This window comes from Brevibacterium casei CIP 102111, assembly GCF_900169275.1.
In the GTDB taxonomy this organism is placed as follows: domain Bacteria; phylum Actinomycetota; class Actinomycetes; order Actinomycetales; family Brevibacteriaceae; genus Brevibacterium; species Brevibacterium casei.
The window spans coordinates 455,071-472,715 of sequence record NZ_FXZC01000002.1; the positions used below are offsets into that span (position 1 = coordinate 455,071).

Consider the following 17,645-nt stretch of genomic DNA (forward strand, 5'->3'; position numbering starts at 1 on the left):
TTTCTCCTCCGAAACCTGGGTAAAAGGTGAAAACTCACCCCGAGACGGGTAATAATGGTGGGGTGTCAACTGCCACTGCATCCCAGACAGCGCCAGCACATCCGGTAGTCAATCGCCCGAATGTGACCACGGTGGGCTTCATCGTGTTCCTCGCAAGCGACCTGATGTTCTTCGCCGCGCTCTTCGCCATGTACTTCACCATCCGATCCGTCGTGCCGGGTCTGTGGGAGACGCGCACCGAGATGCTGAACGTTCCGTTCGCACTCGGCAACACCATCATCCTGGTGTCGTCGTCCTTCACCTGCCAGATGGGCGTGTTCGCTGCCGAGAGGTTCCGCCCACGGCGGACCGGCTCGCTGTTCAACATCGCCAAATGGGGCATGGTCGAATGGTTCTATCTGACGTTCCTCCTCGGCGCGGTCTTCGTGTCGGGCCAGGTCATGGAGTATGCAGAGCTCGTTCGCGAGGGTGTGGCCATCAACACCGACGGGTACGGCTCCGTCTTCTACCTCACCACCGGCTTCCACGGTCTCCACGTGACCATCGGACTCATCTGCTTCCTGCTCGTCATCGGACGTGCGTACGGGGCGAAGAAGTTCGGGCACCATGAGGCGACCTTCGCGATCTGCGTGTCCTACTACTGGCACTTCGTCGACGTCGTCTGGATCGGCCTCTTCGGCGTCATCTACCTCCTCCAGTAGCCGGCACCGAGCATTCGGTCGGACACTCGAAACTCCAAGCAAAGGACCATCACGTGAAGCTATTAGCAGATCGCCGCAGGCACCCGATGGCACTCGTCGTGCTCCTCCTCGTGGGCCTGCTGCTGACCGGCGGAGCGTACGCACTCTTCACCCAGACCTCGAGCGCGAATGCCTCAACGACGGCCAGCGCCTCCGACATCGAAGAGGGCAAGAAGCTCTTCGCCGCGAACTGCGCGACATGCCACGGCCTCAATGCCGAGGGCACGAAGGCCGGACCCGGACTCATCGGCGTCGGTGCGGCAGCGGTCGACTTCCAGGTCGGCACGGGTCGTATGCCGCTGCAGGCGAACGGCCCGCAGGCCCGCGTCAAGGAACCGCAGTTCAACGACGAGCAGACCGCGCAGCTCGCGGCCTACGTCGCCTCGCTCGGACCGGGACCGGCGATCCCGGAGGAGCAGTACCTCGATCCTGCGAAGGGTGACCCCGCCGCCGGCGGCGGGCTCTTCCGCACGAACTGCGCGATGTGCCACAACGTCGTCGGCGCCGGCGGTGCGCTCACCCGCGGCAAGTACGCGCCGAACCTGTCCGAGGTCTCGCCCAAGCACCTCTACGAGGCGATGCAGACCGGACCTCAGAACATGCCCATCTTCAACGACGCGAACCTCACTCCCGAGGACAAGCGAGACATCATCTCGTACATCCGGGAAGTGTCGGAGAACCCCTCCCCCGGCGGATTCAAGCTCGGATCCCTGGGACCAGTGGCTGAGGGCCTCTTCATCTGGTTCTTCGGACTCGCCGCAGTCATCGGCATCACCGTATGGCTCTCCTCGAGGGCGAAGTGAGTCCGCAGTTGTCGTTCACCTACCATCACGAGATTAGACGGGGAAATTCATGACCTCGAAAGAGCACTCCGGCGGCGGCAGCCAGCTCGAGGAGCTGAACGGGTTCACCAACCCTGGCCTGCCTGAGCACAAGCCGCGACTGACCGACGCCGACCCGCGTGCCCAGAAGGTCGCCGAGCGCCAGGTGGCGCTGTGGTTCATCGCTTCGATGATCGGCACGATCTGGTTCATCGTCGCGTACTTCCTCTTCCCGCTGGGAGAGTCGATGGAGAGCATCCGCATCCACACCATGATGGTGGGACTCGGTGCCGCCGTGGCGATGTTCAGCCTCGGTGCCGGCGCGGTGCTCTGGGCGAAGAACCTCATGAGCGATCATGAGGGCATCGATGAGCGCCATGACATCAACGGCAGCGAAGAGGATCAGGCGATCGCGCTCGAGATCCTCCACCAGGCCAAGGAGGAGTCGGGCATCGCCCGTCGTCCGCTTCTGCGCAACACGCTCATCGCCGCTCTCGCGATCGCACCCCTGCCGGCGATCCTCGTCTTCCGCGACCTCGGTCCGCTTCCGGGCGATGCGCTGTTCAAGACCCTGTGGGGCGAGGGTGTGCGACTCATCCGCGACCCGGGCGGAATCCCCTCCCCTGATTCGGAGCGTCCGATCAAGGCTGAGGACGTCACAATCGGTTCGGCCTTCCATGTCCTTCCCTCCGGCATCGGCGATGACACGAACGAGGGTCATGCGCTCGACGAGAAGGCGAAGGCCGCTGTCCTCCTCATGCGCATCGATCCCAAGGAGCTCAAAGAGGATCCTGCTCGCGCCGACTGGTCGTACGACGGCATCGTCGCGTACTCGAAGATCTGCACGCACGTCGGCTGCCCCGTGGCGCTGTACGAGCACCAGACCCATCACCTGCTCTGCCCGTGCCACCAGTCGACGTTCGACGTGACCGAGCACTGCAAGGTCATCTTCGGCCCGGCGAAGCGCCCGCTGCCCCAGCTGCCCATCACCGTGGACAGCGAAGGCTACCTGGTCGCGCAGTCGGACTTCCCTGAGCCCGTCGGACCTACGTTCTGGGAGATCAACCACCCATGAGTACTTCACAGCCCACCACACCTGTCGGGAAGCTGGCGGACTTCACCGAATCCCGCGTCGGGGCCTCCAAGCTCGTTCGCGAGTTCGGACGCAAGATCTTCCCCTCGCACTGGTCCTTCATGCTCGGCGAGGTCGCCCTCTACAGCTTCGTCATCGTCGTGCTCTCGGGCACCTTCCTCACGTTCTTCTTCCACCCTGCGATGGGTGAGCTCCACTACGAAGGTCCGTGGGTTCCGCTGCGCGGAGTCGAGATCTCCGAGGCCTACAACTCCACGCTCGAGATCTCGTTCGAGATCCGCGGCGGACTCTTCATCCGGCAGATGCACCACTGGGGCGCTCTGCTCTTCGTGGCGGCGCTGAGCCTCCACATGCTGCGCGTGTTCTTCACCGGTGCGTTCCGGAAGCCCCGCGAACTCAACTGGGTCGTCGGCGTCTTCCTCGTCATCCTTGCCATGGCCGCCGGCTTCACCGGCTACTCGCTGCCCGACGACCTGCTCTCGGGCAACGGCCTGCGCATCATCGACGGCATCCTCAAGTCCCTGCCGCTGGTCGGAACGTACATCTCGTTCTTCGTCTTCGGCGGCGAGTTCCCAGGCATCGACATCGTGTCGCGTCTCTACACGCTCCACATCATGATCGTCCCCGCCCTGCTCATCGCGCTCATCGGCATCCACCTGATGTTCGTCGTCGTCCACAAGCACACGCAGTGGCCCGGCGCCGGCCACACCGAGAAGAACGTCGTCGGCGAGCCCGTGCTCCCGACCTTCGCAGCGAAGGGCGGAGGGTTCTTCTTCCTCATCTTCGGTGTCATCTCCGTGATCTCAGCACTGTTCACGATCAACCCGATCTGGAACTACGGGCCCTACGATCCCTCCCCCGTCTCCGCCGGCACCCAGCCGGACTGGTACATCGGCTGGGCGGACGGCTTCCTCCGCATCGTTCCGGGCTGGTTCGAGTTCTACATCGCCGGCTGGCCGATCTCGTTCAACATCAACAGCTCGGTCATCGTCCTCGGCGGTGTGTTCGCGGCGATGTTCGTCTACCCGTTCTTCGAGGCCTGGCTGCTCAAGGACAACCGCGAGCACCACATCCTCGACCGTCCGCGCAACAACCCCACACGCACCGCCATCGGTGTGGCAGGCATCATCTTCTACTGCAACCTGTGGGCGGCGGCGTCGGGTGACATCATCGCCGTGTTCTTCCAGATGTCGCTCAACGACATGATCTACATCTTCCGTGCACTCTTCTTCCTCGGACCGATCATCGGCTACATCGTCACGAAGCGCATGTGTCTCGCACTCCAGCGCAAGGACCGTGAGGTCGCGCTGCACGGACGTGAGACGGCGAACATCATCCGTCTGCCCCACGGCGAGTTCCTCGAGCGCCATGAGGCGCTCCCGCCGAACAAGCTGTGGAAGCTCACCGCGTTCGAATCGCCGCACTACATTCCGCCGCAGCCGAACGCTGAGGGCAAGGTGACCGCGCTCGAGAAGTTCCGCGCCCGCCTGTCGAAGTTCTTCTTCGAAGACCGGGTCGCGCCGGTGACGAAGACCGAGCTCGAAGCCTCGCATCACGACCATGAGGCCGTCGAAGGCTCGGATCCGAAGTCGCTCAGCCACTGATCGCGCCGGCGGTCGGCTGATCGTCGACCGGCACCGAGAGGGCCCAGCACGCTATGTGCTGGGCCCTCGTCGTGTCTGTGGCGCGCCGTGCGGTGGCTGCTTTTCGTATCCGCAGGGGTGTGCCCCGGTCGGGCGCGAGCCTGTCCCCCGTTACTGTGCGTCGACGGCCGGAGAGTGTCGCCTCGAGCATGCCGATCCGGTCGCCAAGTGTGCGCTGGGCGTGGCCTGCTCGCCTCGTCTTGATGTCGAGCGCGGCCTGCACTCGTGCTCGAAACGCCTCTCCGAGCACGCCGCACCCTCAGCGCTACGTCCTACGTCTGCACGGGGATGATTTGCCACTACATGGGCGTCGTGCGGTGCTTCGCCGGGGATTTACCGCTTCAGCGGCGTTGTGGCACTCCAAGTGCGTTGCGGCGCTAAGGGTGCGCCGTTGACAGTCGTCGCGGTACATGGGCGTTAGGACGCTGCAGGTGCCTTCCAGCGCTCCGTGTGCGGGATTGTGCCGGGCAGACGCGAGCAACTCTTAGCCGGCGCCGCTGCGCTCCCCCGGCTCGGCTGTGCGCCCCGCCGTGCAACCCGCACCCTCCGCGCTACGTCCTACCGTTGCACGGGGATGATTTGCCGCTACGTGGGCGTCGTGCGGTGCTACAGCGAGGGTTTGCCGCTTCAGGGGCGTTGTGGTGCTCCAAGTGCGTTACGGCGCTACGGGTGGGTTTTAGCGATACGTGTGGAGGATGGAGCCCGGCGCAGACACGAGCACCTCTGCCTTGACGCCGCTGCGTGGGCGTTGTGCGGTGCTTCCGCGCGGTTATGCCGCTCCGGGTGCGTTGCGGCGTTGTCGTGTCGCGACGCGGCGGCGCGGGATCGGCGTTGAGGTGCCGCAACGCGGCAACCCGTCCGACACCGGCGCAAGCGTGAATGCGGGAGGGCCCGGACTCCTGAAGAGTCCGGGCCCTCGCCTGCGCGATCAGTGACCTGCGATCAGTGGGCGAACCCACCGCGATCGTGCTCGTACGAGATGCCGACGAGGGCGACCACGCCGAGCACCGCACCGAACGGGAAGATCCACCAGCCCATCGCGATGCCGTAGAAGGAGACGGCACCGGCGGCGGCACAGACGATCGGCCACCAGCTCCACGGGCTGAAGAAACCGTAGTCGGCGTCGGCGTCGGAGATCTCCGCGACGTCGTTGTCCTGCGGCTGGCGGCCGACACGACGGTCGGTCAGCCACAGGTAGACGCCGATCATGATCGACATGACTCCGACGAGCAGCAGCGCCGGGAAGCCGACGAGCTCGTTGAAGTGCGTCACGAATCCGTAGACGACTCCCATGGCCATGAAGAACAGACCACAGTAGATGAAGACGTTGATCGATGCTTTCACTTGGCGGTACCTCCGGCGAGCTGAGGTTCGGCGTGGCCGTGGCCGGCGTATTCCAGAAGCTCAGGATGGTTGACGTCGAATGCCGGGCGCTCCGAACGGATCCGCGGCAGCGAGGTGAAGTTGTGACGCGGGGGCGGGCACGAGGTGGCCCACTCGAGCGACCCACCGTAGCCCCACGGGTCGTCCACGGTGACCTTCGGCGCCTTGCGCGACGTGATCCACACGTTCCAGAAGAACGGCACCATCGACAGGCCGAGGACGAGCGAACCGACGGTCGAGACCTGGTTCATCCACGTGAAGCCGTCCTGCGGCAGGTAGTCGGCGTAGCGGCGGGGCATGCCGTCGACACCGAGCCAGTGCTGGACGAGGAAGGTGCCGTGGAAGCCGATGAAGAGGATCCAGAAGTGGATGTGTCCGAGCTTCTCGTTGAGCATCCGACCCGTCCACTTCGGCCACCAGAAGTAGAATCCGGCGAACATCGCGAACACGACCGTGCCGAAGACGACGTAGTGGAAGTGGGCGACGACGAAGTACGAGTCGGAGACCGACTGGTCGAGGGCCGGGCTGGCGAGGATGACTCCCGTGAGACCGCCGAAGAGGAAGGTCACGAGGAAGCCGATGGCCCACACCATGGGCGTCTCGAACGTGATCGAGCCACGCCACATCGTGCCGATCCAGTTGAAGAACTTCACGCCTGTCGGAATCGCGATGAGCATCGTCATGAAGGCGAAGAACGGCAGCGCCACCACACCGGTGACGTACATGTGGTGAGCCCACACGGTCACGGACAGAGCGGCGATCGAGATCGTCGCGAACACGAGCTCCTTGTAACCGAACACCGGCTTGCGGCTGAAGACCGGGATGATCTCCGTGATGATGCCGAAGAACGGCAGGGCGATGACGTAGACCTCCGGATGTCCGAAGAACCAGAACAGGTGCTGCCAGAGGATCGGTCCGCCGTTTCCTGGACTGAAGACATGCGAGCCGAGGATGCGGTCGGAGGCGAGGACGAGCAGCGCCGCAGCCAGGGGCTGGAAGGCCATGAGGACGAGGATGCCCGTGATGAGGACGTTCCAGCTGAAGATCGGCATGCGGAACATCGTCATGCCCGGAGCACGCATCGTGATGATCGTCGTGATGAAGTTGACCGAGCCGAGGATCGTGCCGAAGCCCTGCAGCGCGAGTCCGAGGACCCAGAGGTTGCCGCCGGCACCAGGGGTGAACGTCGTGTTGCTCAGCGGCGCATACGCCGTCCAGCCGAACGCGGCCGCACCCTGCGGGGTGAGGAAGCCCGAGAGCGCGATGAGGCTGCCGAAGAGGTAGAGCCAGAACGCGAAGGCGTTGAGCCTGGGGAACGCGACGTCCGGGGCGCCGATCTGCAGCGGCATGATGACGTTGGCGAAGCCGGCGAAGAGCGGAGTCGCGAACATCAGCAGCATGAGCGTGCCGTGCATCGTGAACAGCTGGTTGTACTGTTCCTTCGTCTCGATGATCTGCATGCCGGGCTCGAAGAGCTCGAGGCGGATGATCAGCGCCATCACGCCGCCGACGCAGAAGAAGAAGAACGAGCCGATCAGGTACATGTACCCGATGGTCTTGTGGTCCGTCGACGTGATCCAGTCGACGATGATCTTGCCCTTGCTCCGGGGAACGACCGGAGCGTCAAGAGCCGCTCTGTCTGTCGTAGCGGTCATTCTTGAGCACCTTCTTTCGGGTACCAGTTGCGATCGTATTCGGGCCCGAGCTGACCGGTGTTGCCCTGATCCGCGAGCGACTGCGTGTACTCCTCGAACTCGGCCTTGGAGACGACCTTGACGTTGAAGAGCATCTCCGAGTGGTACTCACCGCAGAGCTCGGCGCACTTGCCGACGTACTCGCCTTCCTTCTCGGCACGCAGGAACAGGCTCTGGTCGTGGCCGGGGATCATGTCGCGCTTCTCGAGGAAGGCGGGAACCCAGAAGGAGTGGATGACGTCACGCGAATGGAGCTTGATCTCGAGATCCGTGTTGACGGGCAGGTAGAGGGTCGGGGCGTTCTCGCCCGGCTTCTCAGTGCCGTCGAGGTTGACCTGCGTGCCCGCGTAGTAGACGTCCTGATTGACGTAGTTGAAGTCCCACGCCCACTGCTTGGCTGCGACCTCGATGACCTGCTCGCCGGGAGTCCGGTCATCGGTGGTCTTTGCCATCACCTGGACGTTCTGGAAGAAGAATCCGAGCACGAGGATGACCGGCGTCACCGTGAACAGGATCTCGATCGGCATGCTGTAGCGCATCTGCACCGGCAGGCCGCGATCGTTCTTGCGGCGGCGGTAGGCCACGATCGCCCAGAGGATGAGGCCCCACACGATGAGGCCGACGATCATCGAAGCGATCCACGCTCCGTTCCACAGGGCGGTGTAGGCCTCCGTGTGGTTGGTCGCACCCTTCGATTCGAGTGGGAAGAATCCGTTGGCAATCTGCTCTTTCGTGCATCCCGAGAGGAGCGCCGGCAGAGTCACCGCGCCCAGAATGCCGAGCCGCTTCGCCCAGGACCGTCGCGGCCCTGACTGATTCGGAGAATCCACGTGCAGCCTTTCACAACCATCTTTCGCCTTTCGGCATGCCGAAGGACGAACTCGTACTTTGTCATCTACCAGACTACCGCTACACACGGTAGAAATTCACATGCAGATGTTCATTTGTTGAGAATTGGCTGAGCGCGATTGCCCCGGAGCGCGGAATCAAGCCGCGCGGCGTACTCGAGACCGCTGATCTCCGACACGCCGAGGCTTTCCAGATGTGGCGTCTGCCACTGTGTGTCGATGAGCCATTCGTCCTCATCGGCCGAGGTCACACCCGTATCCGCACCCTCGTCGAGGAGTCCGACGAGGTGGACGAGCGCGGCCTTCGAGGCGTCGGTCTCGCGGTGGAACATCGACTCCCCCGCGAAGAGCGAACCGATCGCGACCCCGTAGAGGCCCCCGACGAGACGGTCCTCGGCCCAGACCTCGACGGAATGGGCCCAGCCGTCCTCGTGGAGGCCCGTGTAGAGATCGATGATCTCACGCGTGATCCACGTCCCCGTCCGGGACGGGTCGGCGCATGCGCGGATGACCTCGTCGAAGGCGCCGTCGACGCTGTAGTCGAAGCGGCGCATCGACTTCCGCAGGCTTTTGCTCACCCTGAGGTCGCCGGGCAGGAGCACACCGCGGCGGCGCGGCGCCCACCACCCCATGCGACCTGTGCCCCCGCGACCGATCCCCATGGGGAAGAGACCGGCCCGATATGCGGAAAGGACCTGGGGCCCTGTCGCCGTCGCAGTGACGGCGCGCAGATCCTCCAGGTCCATGTCGCGGTGCTCAGACGATCGTCAGATCGTGGGATGACTCAGTGGAACGAGTCGCCGCATGCGCACGATCCGCCGGCGTTGGGGTTGTCGATCGTGAAGCCCTGCTTCTCGATGGTGTCGGAGAAGTCGATGGTCGATCCGTTGAGGTAGGGAACGCTCATCCGGTCGACGATGACCTCGACGCCGTCGAAATCGCGGACGGCATCGCCGTCGAGGAAGCGCTCATCGAAATAGAGCTGGTAGATGAGCCCCGAGCAGCCGCCGGGCTGCACGGCCACACGCAGACGCAGGTCATCGCGTCCCTCCTGCTGCAGCAGGCTGCGGACCTTGTCCGCAGCCGTGCCCGAGAGCTCGACCTCGTGCGTGGCGGTGGCTTCGTTCGTCGCTGTCATTGCTACTCCTCATGTGGTCTTGGGCCCAAGGCTACACCGCGTTCAACGTGCGGCGGGCACGGGCTATTCCCATCGTGTCACGTTTGTCCGCTCAGGCCTCCGCGGGCTCGGTGCCGCCTGTTGCGCTGCCTTCCGCGTCCCTGCGCCCGAGGGCGTCGAGGAGCAGCGCCTCGGCGACGATCGCGGCCTTGAAGTCGGGCAGGTAGAGGGATTCGTTCGCGCTGTGCGCCCGCGCGTCCGGGTCTTCGACGCCGGTGACGAGGATCGAGGCCTGGGGGAACACCTCGAGGAGGTCGGCGATGAAGGGGATCGAACCGCCCAGGCCCATCGTCGCCGCTTCCCTCCCCCACGCCTCGGTGAGCGCGTCACGGGCGACCTGGACGACAGGGTCGCTGAGGTCGGCCTGCCACGGGCTGCCTCCCTCGGTCGCACCGATCTTCAGACTCGTCCCGAACGGGAGGTTCTCCTCCAAGTGCCTCGTCACCGCCGCCACCGCGTTCTCAGGCGTGTCGCCCGGGGCGAGGCGGATGGAGAGCTTGGCCCGCAGACTCGGCTGCAGGGTGTTCGAGGAGACGTCGACATCGGGGATGTCGAGGCCGATGACGGTGATCGAGGGCTGGGCCCACAGTCGGGAGGCCAGCGTTCCCGTTCCGATGAGGTCGGTGCCCGGCAGCACGCCGGAGTCCTCGCGCACCGTGGACTCCTCGTAGTCGATGTCCGTCTCCGAGGTGGAGGCGAGTCCGGCGACGGCGACGGAGCCGTTGTCGTCGTGGAGGCTCGAGAGCACCTTCGTCATCGCGAGCATCGCATCGGGGACCACACCCCCGTACATGCCCGAATGCACCGCATGATCGAGGGTGGCGACCTCGAACTCGACGGCGCACATCCCGCGCAGGCTCGTCGTCAGCGCGGGCACCCCGGCCGCCCAGTTCCCCGAGTCGGCGACGACGATGACATCGGCGGCGAGCTTGTCCCGGTAGCGGTCGAGGAAGTTCCGGAAGCTCGGGCTGCCCGCCTCCTCCTCACCTTCGATGAAGAGCCGGACCCCGACGCCGAGGCGGTCGGAGAGCAGCCGCAGAGCCGTGAGGTGGACCATGATCCCTGCTTTGTCGTCGGCGGCACCGCGGCCGTAGAGCCGGTCCCCCTTCCGGGTCGCGACGAAGGGCTCGGTCTCCCACGCCTCGGCCCTGCCGGGAGGCTGGACGTCGTGGTGGGCGTAGAGGAGGACGGTGGGCGCACCGGCGGGAGCCGGGGCCGAGGCGACGACCGCGGGATATCCCTGCCCGCCGTCCTCGGTGTCCGCGGTGAGGATCTCGACGGAGAGGCCGAGGTCGCGGGCGAGGCCGGCGACCGCCTCGGCGCTGGCGGTGACCTGGGACGGGTCGAAGCTCGGCCACGCCACCGAAGGGATCGCGACGAGGTCGCTCAGCTGGTCGAGGACGTCGTCGAAGATCTCGTCGACACGGGCGTGGAGGTGGGCGGCATCAGGCGCGGAAGTCGAATCACTCATGCTCCAACGGTAGTATTCATTCCGTGTTCGGAAGCAAGAAGACTCACGAGGACAACGACTCCTCCCCCAAGACCGACGACGACTCCACCGCAGCGGAGGCGTCACCTCGTGATGCCGAGGCGAAGAAGGGCCGCCCGACCCCCAAGCGAAGCCAGCAGGAGGCCGTGCGCCGTCAGCCCCTGGTCTCGAAGGACCGCAAGGTCGCGAATCAGCGGGCGAAGGAACAGCAGCGCAAGGAGCGCGACCGTGCCCGCATCGGGATGATGAACGGTGAGGAGAAGTACCTCACCCGCCGCGACCGCGGGCCCCAGCGCCGGTACGTCCGCGACTACGTCGACGCCCGCTTCTCGATCGGCGAGCTCTTCATCCCGGCGGCGATCCTCATCCTCGTCGTCGCCTTCACCCAGCCGGTGGCGATCCAGCAGTACTTCACCTACGCCGTGTGGGGTCTGCTCGCTCTCGTCATCCTCGACGGCTTCGTCCTCAACTACATCCTCAAGGGACGCCTGCGGGCGAAGTTCGGCACCGTCGAGCGCGGCATCCCGTTCTACGCGGTCATGCGCAGCGTCCAGCTCCGGCCGCTGCGCATGCCCAAGCCGCAGGTCAAGCGCCGCCAGTACCCCGAGTGAGCAGTCGGGTCCCCTGACCGCGGATGATCCGTCCGGGCCAGAAGGGACCCGAGTAGATCATCTCCGAGTAGACCTGCACGAGGTCGGCTCCCGCAGCCAGCCGTGCGGAGACGTCCCGTCCGTCGCCGACGCCCCCGACCGAGACGATCGTCAGCTCATCGCCGACGGTGGCCGCGACGAGGCGGAGCACCTCGAGCGAGCGCGCGGCCAGCGGCCTGCCGGAGATCCCGCCGGCCTCCCTGCGCGCGAACGCGGCGTCACTCCCGGTGAGGACATTCCGGTCGATCGTCGTGTTCGTGACGATGAGCCCGTCGGCGCCTGCCCGTGCGGCGAGATCGCAGATGTCGAGGACGTCCTCATCGCTGAGGTCGGGGGCGATCTTGACGAGCAAGGGCACATGGCCGAGTGCTGAACGCGGGGCGGCGACGACCTCGGCGGCCGTCTCCCGTACGGCGGTGATGATCGGTTCGAGGGCGGACACCGACTGGAGGTCGCGCAGACCCGGGGTATTCGGGGAGCTGACGTTGATGACGAGGTAGTCGGCCAGAGGTGCGAGCTCCCGCGTCGAGGCGACGTAGTCGGCGACCGCGTCCTCGGCGGGGACGACCTTCGTCTTGCCGATGTTGATCCCGATGATCGGTCGCTTCGCCGCCGGCAGTGCAGCGAGCGCCTTCCGCTGCCGGGTGATGTTGAACGAGGCCTGCCGGGCCCCGTCGTTGTTGAAGCCCATCCGGTTGAGCAGCGCGCGGGAGCGCAGCAGCCGGAACAGGCGCGGGCGCTCGTTGCCCGGCTGCGCGTGCGCGGTGATCGTACCGACCTCGATGTGCCCGAAGCCGAGCGCGGAGAGCGCGCGGACGCCGACCCCGTTCTTGTCGAAGCCGGCCGCGAGGCCCACCCGGTTGGGGAACGGGAGGCCGAGCACCTCGGCGGGCTGCTGCGTCCCCCGGGCGAAGACGACCCGCAGGAGCCTGCCGAGACCGGGGATCCGATCGAGGACCCGCAGCGCGGTGAAGGAGAGATGGTGAGCGCGCTCGGCGTCCATGGGTTTGAAGATCAGAGTGAAGATGAGTCGATACACGCCCCCAACAATAGGGCAGTCGCACATCGCATCGGCGGGCACGTCCACCTCGGCGGGGAATATGGGACTAGGATCGAAGGCAATGCCCGCAGACGAAGAAAGGGAACACATGCCCGGTGCCTCCACCCCCTCCAGCTACTCTTCGACGAATCCGACCAAAGCCGGCGATGCCGTGCTCGTCCTCGGCGTGGCCGACGGCAAGGTGCGCGGACTCGACTCCGCCAAGGCCGCCACCACCGCGCTCAACGACGCCGCGAAGGCGATCGAGTTCACCGGCAAGGCCGGGGCGACCGTGCGCCTCCCCTCCCCCAAGGGCGTGGCCGCCGGCAGCGTCCTCCTCGTCGGCCTCGGATCCTTCGACCCCGCGAAGTCCGATGACGACACCGCCGACCGTGAGACCCTGCGCCGCGCCGCCGGCTCCGCGCTGCGGGCCCTGAGCGGGGCATCGTCGATCGCGCTCGCGCTGCCGGTCGCCTCCGCCGAGGATGTCGAGGCCGTGACCGTCGGTGCCGGACTCGGCGCCTACCGCTTCCTCACCTACCGCACCGGCGACGACGACACTGTCCCGGGTCCCGTCACGGTCCTCGGCCCCAAGGGCAAGGCGTTCTCCCGCGCCCACGCCGCCGGCGTCGTCATCGCCGAGGCGACCAACCGTGCCCGCGACCTCGTCAACACTCCCCCGCTCGACCTCTACCCCGAATCGTTCGCCCAGACGGTCAAGGACCAGGCGAAGTCCCGGAAGGTCAAGGTCTCGGTCCTCGGTGAGAAGGAACTCGCCGCGGGCGGCTACGGCGGACTCATCGGCGTCGGACAGGGCTCGACGCGGGGACCGCGCCTGGTCAAGGTCGAGTACAGCCCGAAGGGTGCCCGCCGCCACCTCAGCTTCGTCGGCAAGGGCATCACCTTCGACTCCGGGGGACTCTCCCTCAAGCCCGCCGCGAGCATGGAGGACATGAAGTCCGACATGGCCGGTGCCGCCGCCGTCGTCGAGGCCGTCTTCGCCATCGCCGACCTCGGCCTGCCCGTCAAGGCCACCGCGTGGCTGCCGCTGGCGGAGAACATGCCCGGATCCTCGGCGCAGCGTCCCTCCGATGTGCTCACCATGCGCAGCGGCAAGACCGTCGAGGTGACGAACACCGACGCCGAGGGCCGCCTCGTCCTCGCCGACGCCCTCACCGACGCCGACGCGGAGAACCCCGACCTCCTCATCGACGTCGCGACGCTGACCGGCGCCCAGATCGTCGCGCTGGGCAACCGGACCTCCGGTGTCATGGGCGACGAGGCGGTGCGGGAGAAGGTGAGTGAGCAGGCGAAGATCGCCGGAGAGGACATCTGGCCGATGCCGATCCCCGAGGAGATGCTCGCAGGCTTCGACTCGACGGCAGCCGACCTCAAGAACTCCGGTCCCCGCCCCGGCGGCATGCTCGCCGCCGCGGCGTTCCTCCGCGAGTTCGTCGGAGACGACACCGCGTGGGCGCACATCGACATCGCCGGTCCGAGCTTCAACACCGGTTCTGCGTTCGGCTACACCCCGGTCGCGGCCACCGGTGCCGCAGTGCGCACTCTCGTGCAGCTCGCCCGCAGCGCCGACTGATCAGGGCCTTCCGCACCCCGTCGCGCCGGGAGTGATGCTCCCCACCTGTGGCGGAACAGACAGTGTGTGCTTTCGCGCCTGAGAAGAAAAGTGGAAAGATAAGAGGGATAGCTGCCTGAGGCAGGCTTGACCACAGCTACGAGGAGTAATCCGTGAGTGACTCATTGACCTACGACCTAGTCGTCCTCGGCGGCGGAACCGGCGGCTATGCCGCGGCTCTGCGCGCGGCAGAGCTCGACATGAAGGTCGCTCTGATCGAACGCGACAAGGTGGGCGGAACGTGTCTGCACCGCGGATGTGTGCCGACGAAGGCACTCCTCCACACTGCTGAGGTCGCCGACTCGGCCAAGGAGTCCGAGACGTTCGGTGTCGACGCCGAGTTCAAGGGCATCGACATCGACAAGGTGCTCGAGTACAAGACGAACGTCATCAACCGCAACTACAAGGGCCTCCAGGGACTCATCAAGGCCCGCGGCATCGACACCTACCTCGGTGACGGCAAGCTCGTCGGCAAGGACCAGGTCGAGGTCACGGGCGCCGATGAGACGTACACCCTGACCGGCAAGAACATCCTGCTCTCGACCGGGTCGACGTCGAAGACGCTCGGCCTCGACGTCACCGATCGGGTGCTCACGAGCACCGAGGCGCTCGAGCTCGACACCGTGCCGAAGTCGGTCATCGTCCTCGGCGGCGGCGTCATCGGCGTCGAATTCGCCAGCGTCTGGAAGTCCTACGGCGCCGATGTCACGATCGTCGAGGGTCTGCCCCACCTTGTCGCCAACGAGGACGAGTCCATCTCGAAGGCCCTCGAGCGCGCCTTCAAGAAGCGCAAGATCAACTACAAGCTCGGCGTCATGTTCAAGGGCGTCGAGGAGACCGCCGACGGCGTCAAGGTCACGCTCGAGGACGGCACCGAGCTCGAAGCCGAATACCTTCTCGTCGCCGTGGGCCGCGGCCCCGTCACCGAGGGCTTCGGCTTCGAGGAGCAGGGCATCCCGATGGACCGCGGATTCGTCCTCGCCAATGAGCGCCTCCACACCGGAGTCGGCAACATCTACGCCGTCGGCGACATCGTCCCCGGCCTTCAGCTCGCCCACCGTGCGTTCGGCCAGGGCATCTTCGTCGCCGAGGAGATCGCCGGGCTGGGTCCGGTGCCGATCATCGAATCGGGCATCCCGCGCGTGACCTACTGTGAGCCGGAGATCTTCTCCGTCGGACTCTCCGCCAAGCAGGCGGAGGAGAAGTACGGGGCGGACAACGTCGAGACCCTCGAGTACAACCTCGGCGGCAACGGGAAGTCGGTCATCCTCAACACGACCGGCTTCATCAAGGTCATCCGCGAGAAGGACGGACCCGTCGTCGGCATCTTCGGCATCGGCGCCCGCCTCAGCGAACAGGTCGGTGAGGCTCAGCTCATCGTCAACTGGGAGGCCTTCCCTGAGGAAGTCGCGCAGCTCATCCATGCGCATCCGACGCAGAACGAGGCCATCGGCGAGGCGCACCTCGCGCTGGCCGGCAAGCCCCTGCACTTCCACTCATAAGATCCGAGGAGACGAAAGACATGTCGAATTCCGTGCAGATGCCGGCTCTCGGAGAGTCGGTGACCGAAGGTACAGTCACCCGGTGGCTGAAGTCCGTCGGCGACGAAGTCGAGGTCGACGAGCCGTTGCTCGAGGTCTCGACCGATAAGGTCGACACCGAGATCCCCAGCCCCTTCGCCGGTGTGCTCGAGAAGATCCTCGCCGACGAGGACGACGTCGTCGAGGTCGGCGGCGACCTCGCCTACATCGGCGACGGCAGCGGCTCCGGGGACTCGGAGACCGCCCCCGAGGAGGAGCCCGCAAGCGTCGCCGCCGGTGCGACCGAGGAACCCTCCGGTGCGGACGAGGGCGAGGAGTCCTCGACGGAGGAGTCCTCGACCGACGAGAGCTCTGCGTCGGACGAGTCCTCCGAGACGTCCCCGGAACCCGCCGAGGCGGAGTCCTCCTCCGACGATTCCGGTGAGGGCACCGAGGTGACGATGCCCGCCCTCGGCGAGTCCGTCACCGAGGGGACCGTCACCCGCTGGCTCAAGGAGGTCGGCGACGAGGTCGAGGTCGACGAGCCCCTGCTCGAGGTCTCCACCGACAAGGTCGACACCGAGGTCCCCTCCCCCGTGGCCGGCATCGTCCAGGCGCACCTCGCCGAGGAGGACGAGACCGTCGACGTCGGCGCTCCGCTCGCGCGGATCGGTTCCGGAGCTCCCTCCTCATCCTCGAGCGCGTCAGCTGAGAAGCCGGCAGAGTCCGAGCCGAAGCAGGAGGAGGCGCCGAAGGCCGAGGAGCCGAAGAAGGAGGAGCCCAAGGAAGAGGCTCCCAAGGCTGAAGAGCCCAAGGCCGAAGAGCCGAAGCAGGAGGCACCCAAGCAGGAGTCGCCGAAGGCTGAGGAGCCGGCGGCACAGTCCGCTCCGGCCGCCCAGGCCGCCTCGAAGGCTGAGTCCACCCCGGCGAAGAGCGAGTCGGCTGCCGCGGACACCGTGGGTGAGAACTCCGCCTACGTGACCCCGCTCGTGCGTCGCCTCGCCCGCGACGAGGGCGTCGACCTCTCGACGGTCACCGGCACCGGTGTCGGCGGACGCATCCGCAAGCAGGACGTCCTCGCCGCAGCCGCGAACCGTCCGGCCGCATCCTCGGCGTCGACCCCGGCCGGTGAGTCGAAGAAGCCGTTCACGCTCGAGATCCCCGAGGAGGCTGCGAAGCTGCGCGGCACCACGGAGAAGGCCTCGCGCATCCGGCAGACCATCGCCAAGCGCATGAGCGAGTCGCTCGAGGTCTCGGCACAGCTGACCCAGGTCATCGAGGTCGACATGACCCGTGTGGCCAAGCTGCGCAAGGCGAGCAAGGACGCGTTCCAGTCCAAGCACGGCGTCAAGCTCACCTACCTGCCGTTCTTCGCCAAGGCGATCGTCGAGGCGCTCAAGCAGCACCCGAAGGTCAACGCGCAGTACGACCTCGAGACGCAGGAGATCACCTACTTCGACCACGAGAACCTCGCGGTCGCCGTGGACACTCCGCGCGGTCTGCTCGTGCCGGTGGTCAAGGACGCCGGCGATCTCAGCATCGCCGGTCTCGCCAAGGCCATCGACGACGTCGCCGACCGCACCCGCAACAACAAGATCATGCCCGATGAGCTCTCCGGTGGCACCTTCACCGTGACGAACATCGGCTCGGTGGGTGCGCTCTTCGACACGCCGATCATCAACCAGCCGCAGATGGGCATCATCGGCACCGGTGCGATCGTGCGCCGCCCGATCGTCGTCAAGACGGCCGACGGCGAGGAGTCGATCGCGATCCGCGACATGGTCTACCTGCCGCTGACCTACAACCATCAGCTGGTCGACGGTGCGGATGCGGGTCGCTTCCTGCAGACGATCAAGGCTCGTCTCGAGGACGGCAACTTCGAGGCCGATCTCGACCTCTGAGTCGCAGCGCTCTC

General features: G+C 66.1%; 15 protein-coding genes. 8 read left to right on the forward strand and 7 right to left on the reverse strand.

What is annotated here, in order from left to right; genetic code table 11:
• The first annotated feature begins 62 nt into the window (after positions 1–62).
• Genes ctaE through qcrB form a run of 4 tightly spaced genes read left to right on the forward strand, consistent with a single transcriptional unit; the run spans position 63 to position 4,258 of the window.
• Complete coding sequence (gene ctaE, locus BC102111_RS05725; RefSeq protein WP_430600154.1) at positions 63–701, forward strand: aa3-type cytochrome oxidase subunit III; 639 nt, start codon at positions 63–65, stop codon at positions 699–701.
• A 53-nt stretch (positions 702–754) separates the two neighbouring features.
• The gene (qcrC, locus tag BC102111_RS05730; RefSeq protein WP_040341016.1) at positions 755–1,543 is read left to right on the forward strand and encodes a cytochrome bc1 complex diheme cytochrome c subunit; all 789 of its coding nucleotides are present in this window, start codon (positions 755–757) and stop codon (positions 1,541–1,543) included.
• A gap of 49 nt (positions 1,544–1,592) precedes the next feature.
• On the forward strand, positions 1,593–2,636 hold the full coding sequence (gene qcrA, locus BC102111_RS05735; RefSeq protein WP_009375716.1) for a cytochrome bc1 complex Rieske iron-sulfur subunit: 1,044 nt from the start codon (positions 1,593–1,595) through the stop codon (positions 2,634–2,636).
• Positions 2,633–4,258: a cytochrome bc1 complex cytochrome b subunit gene (gene qcrB / locus BC102111_RS05740; protein WP_009375715.1), complete on the forward strand. Its 1,626-nt coding sequence runs from the start codon at positions 2,633–2,635 to the stop codon at positions 4,256–4,258. Before qcrA ends, qcrB begins: the two co-directional genes overlap by 4 nt.
• Before the next feature lie 981 nt (positions 4,259–5,239).
• On the opposite strand, the gene BC102111_RS05745 is transcribed toward qcrB, so the two are convergent.
• The 6 genes from BC102111_RS05745 to BC102111_RS05770 form a co-directional block, all read right to left on the reverse strand.
• Entirely contained in the window at positions 5,240–5,641 is a 402-nt protein-coding gene (locus tag BC102111_RS05745) for a cytochrome c oxidase subunit 4 (RefSeq protein ID WP_009375713.1), read from the reverse strand.
• Entirely contained in the window at positions 5,638–7,335 is a 1,698-nt protein-coding gene (gene ctaD, locus BC102111_RS05750; RefSeq protein ID WP_063250498.1) for an aa3-type cytochrome oxidase subunit I, read from the reverse strand. Before ctaD ends, BC102111_RS05745 begins: the two co-directional genes overlap by 4 nt.
• The gene (gene ctaC, locus BC102111_RS05755; protein ID WP_040341014.1) at positions 7,332–8,204 is read right to left on the reverse strand and encodes an aa3-type cytochrome oxidase subunit II; all 873 of its coding nucleotides are present in this window, start codon (positions 8,202–8,204) and stop codon (positions 7,332–7,334) included. Before ctaC ends, ctaD begins: the two co-directional genes overlap by 4 nt.
• Before the next feature lie 110 nt (positions 8,205–8,314).
• Positions 8,315–8,968 carry a leucyl/phenylalanyl-tRNA--protein transferase gene (aat, locus tag BC102111_RS05760; protein WP_101623776.1) on the reverse strand — a complete coding sequence of 218 codons (654 nt, stop codon included), beginning with the start codon at positions 8,966–8,968 and terminating at the stop codon, positions 8,315–8,317.
• A 38-nt stretch (positions 8,969–9,006) separates the two neighbouring features.
• The gene (locus BC102111_RS05765) at positions 9,007–9,360 is read right to left on the reverse strand and encodes a HesB/IscA family protein (RefSeq protein WP_009375707.1); all 354 of its coding nucleotides are present in this window, start codon (positions 9,358–9,360) and stop codon (positions 9,007–9,009) included.
• Between the two features lie 91 nt (positions 9,361–9,451).
• Positions 9,452–10,870 (reverse strand): dipeptidase, encoded by a 1,419-nt coding sequence (locus tag BC102111_RS05770; protein WP_101623777.1) that lies wholly within the window; start codon positions 10,868–10,870, stop codon positions 9,452–9,454.
• Positions 10,871–10,893: 23 nt separating this feature from the next.
• Here BC102111_RS05770 and BC102111_RS05775 point away from each other — a divergent pair, with 23 nt between their 5' ends.
• Positions 10,894–11,499, forward strand: a complete 606-nt coding sequence (locus BC102111_RS05775) for a DUF3043 domain-containing protein (protein ID WP_009375703.1) — start codon at positions 10,894–10,896, stop codon at positions 11,497–11,499.
• Here the strand turns inward: BC102111_RS05775 and BC102111_RS05780 are convergent.
• Positions 11,474–12,577, reverse strand: coding sequence for a quinone-dependent dihydroorotate dehydrogenase (locus tag BC102111_RS05780; protein WP_101623778.1), 1,104 nt, complete (start codon positions 12,575–12,577; stop codon positions 11,474–11,476). The genes BC102111_RS05775 and BC102111_RS05780 overlap by 26 nt on opposite strands.
• A 109-nt stretch (positions 12,578–12,686) precedes the next feature.
• Here BC102111_RS05780 and BC102111_RS05785 point away from each other — a divergent pair, with 109 nt between their 5' ends.
• The 3 genes from BC102111_RS05785 to sucB all read left to right on the forward strand — a co-directional run bounded on the left by BC102111_RS05785 (position 12,687) and on the right by sucB (position 17,631).
• Entirely contained in the window at positions 12,687–14,171 is a 1,485-nt protein-coding gene (locus BC102111_RS05785) for a leucyl aminopeptidase (protein WP_101623779.1), read from the forward strand.
• A gap of 152 nt (positions 14,172–14,323) precedes the next feature.
• Positions 14,324–15,712 (forward strand): dihydrolipoyl dehydrogenase, encoded by a 1,389-nt coding sequence (lpdA, locus tag BC102111_RS05790; RefSeq protein WP_040341012.1) that lies wholly within the window; start codon positions 14,324–14,326, stop codon positions 15,710–15,712.
• A 20-nt stretch (positions 15,713–15,732) separates the two neighbouring features.
• Positions 15,733–17,631: a 2-oxoglutarate dehydrogenase, E2 component, dihydrolipoamide succinyltransferase gene (sucB, locus tag BC102111_RS05795; RefSeq protein WP_101623780.1), complete on the forward strand. Its 1,899-nt coding sequence runs from the start codon at positions 15,733–15,735 to the stop codon at positions 17,629–17,631.
• Positions 17,632–17,645 lie beyond the last annotated feature (14 nt).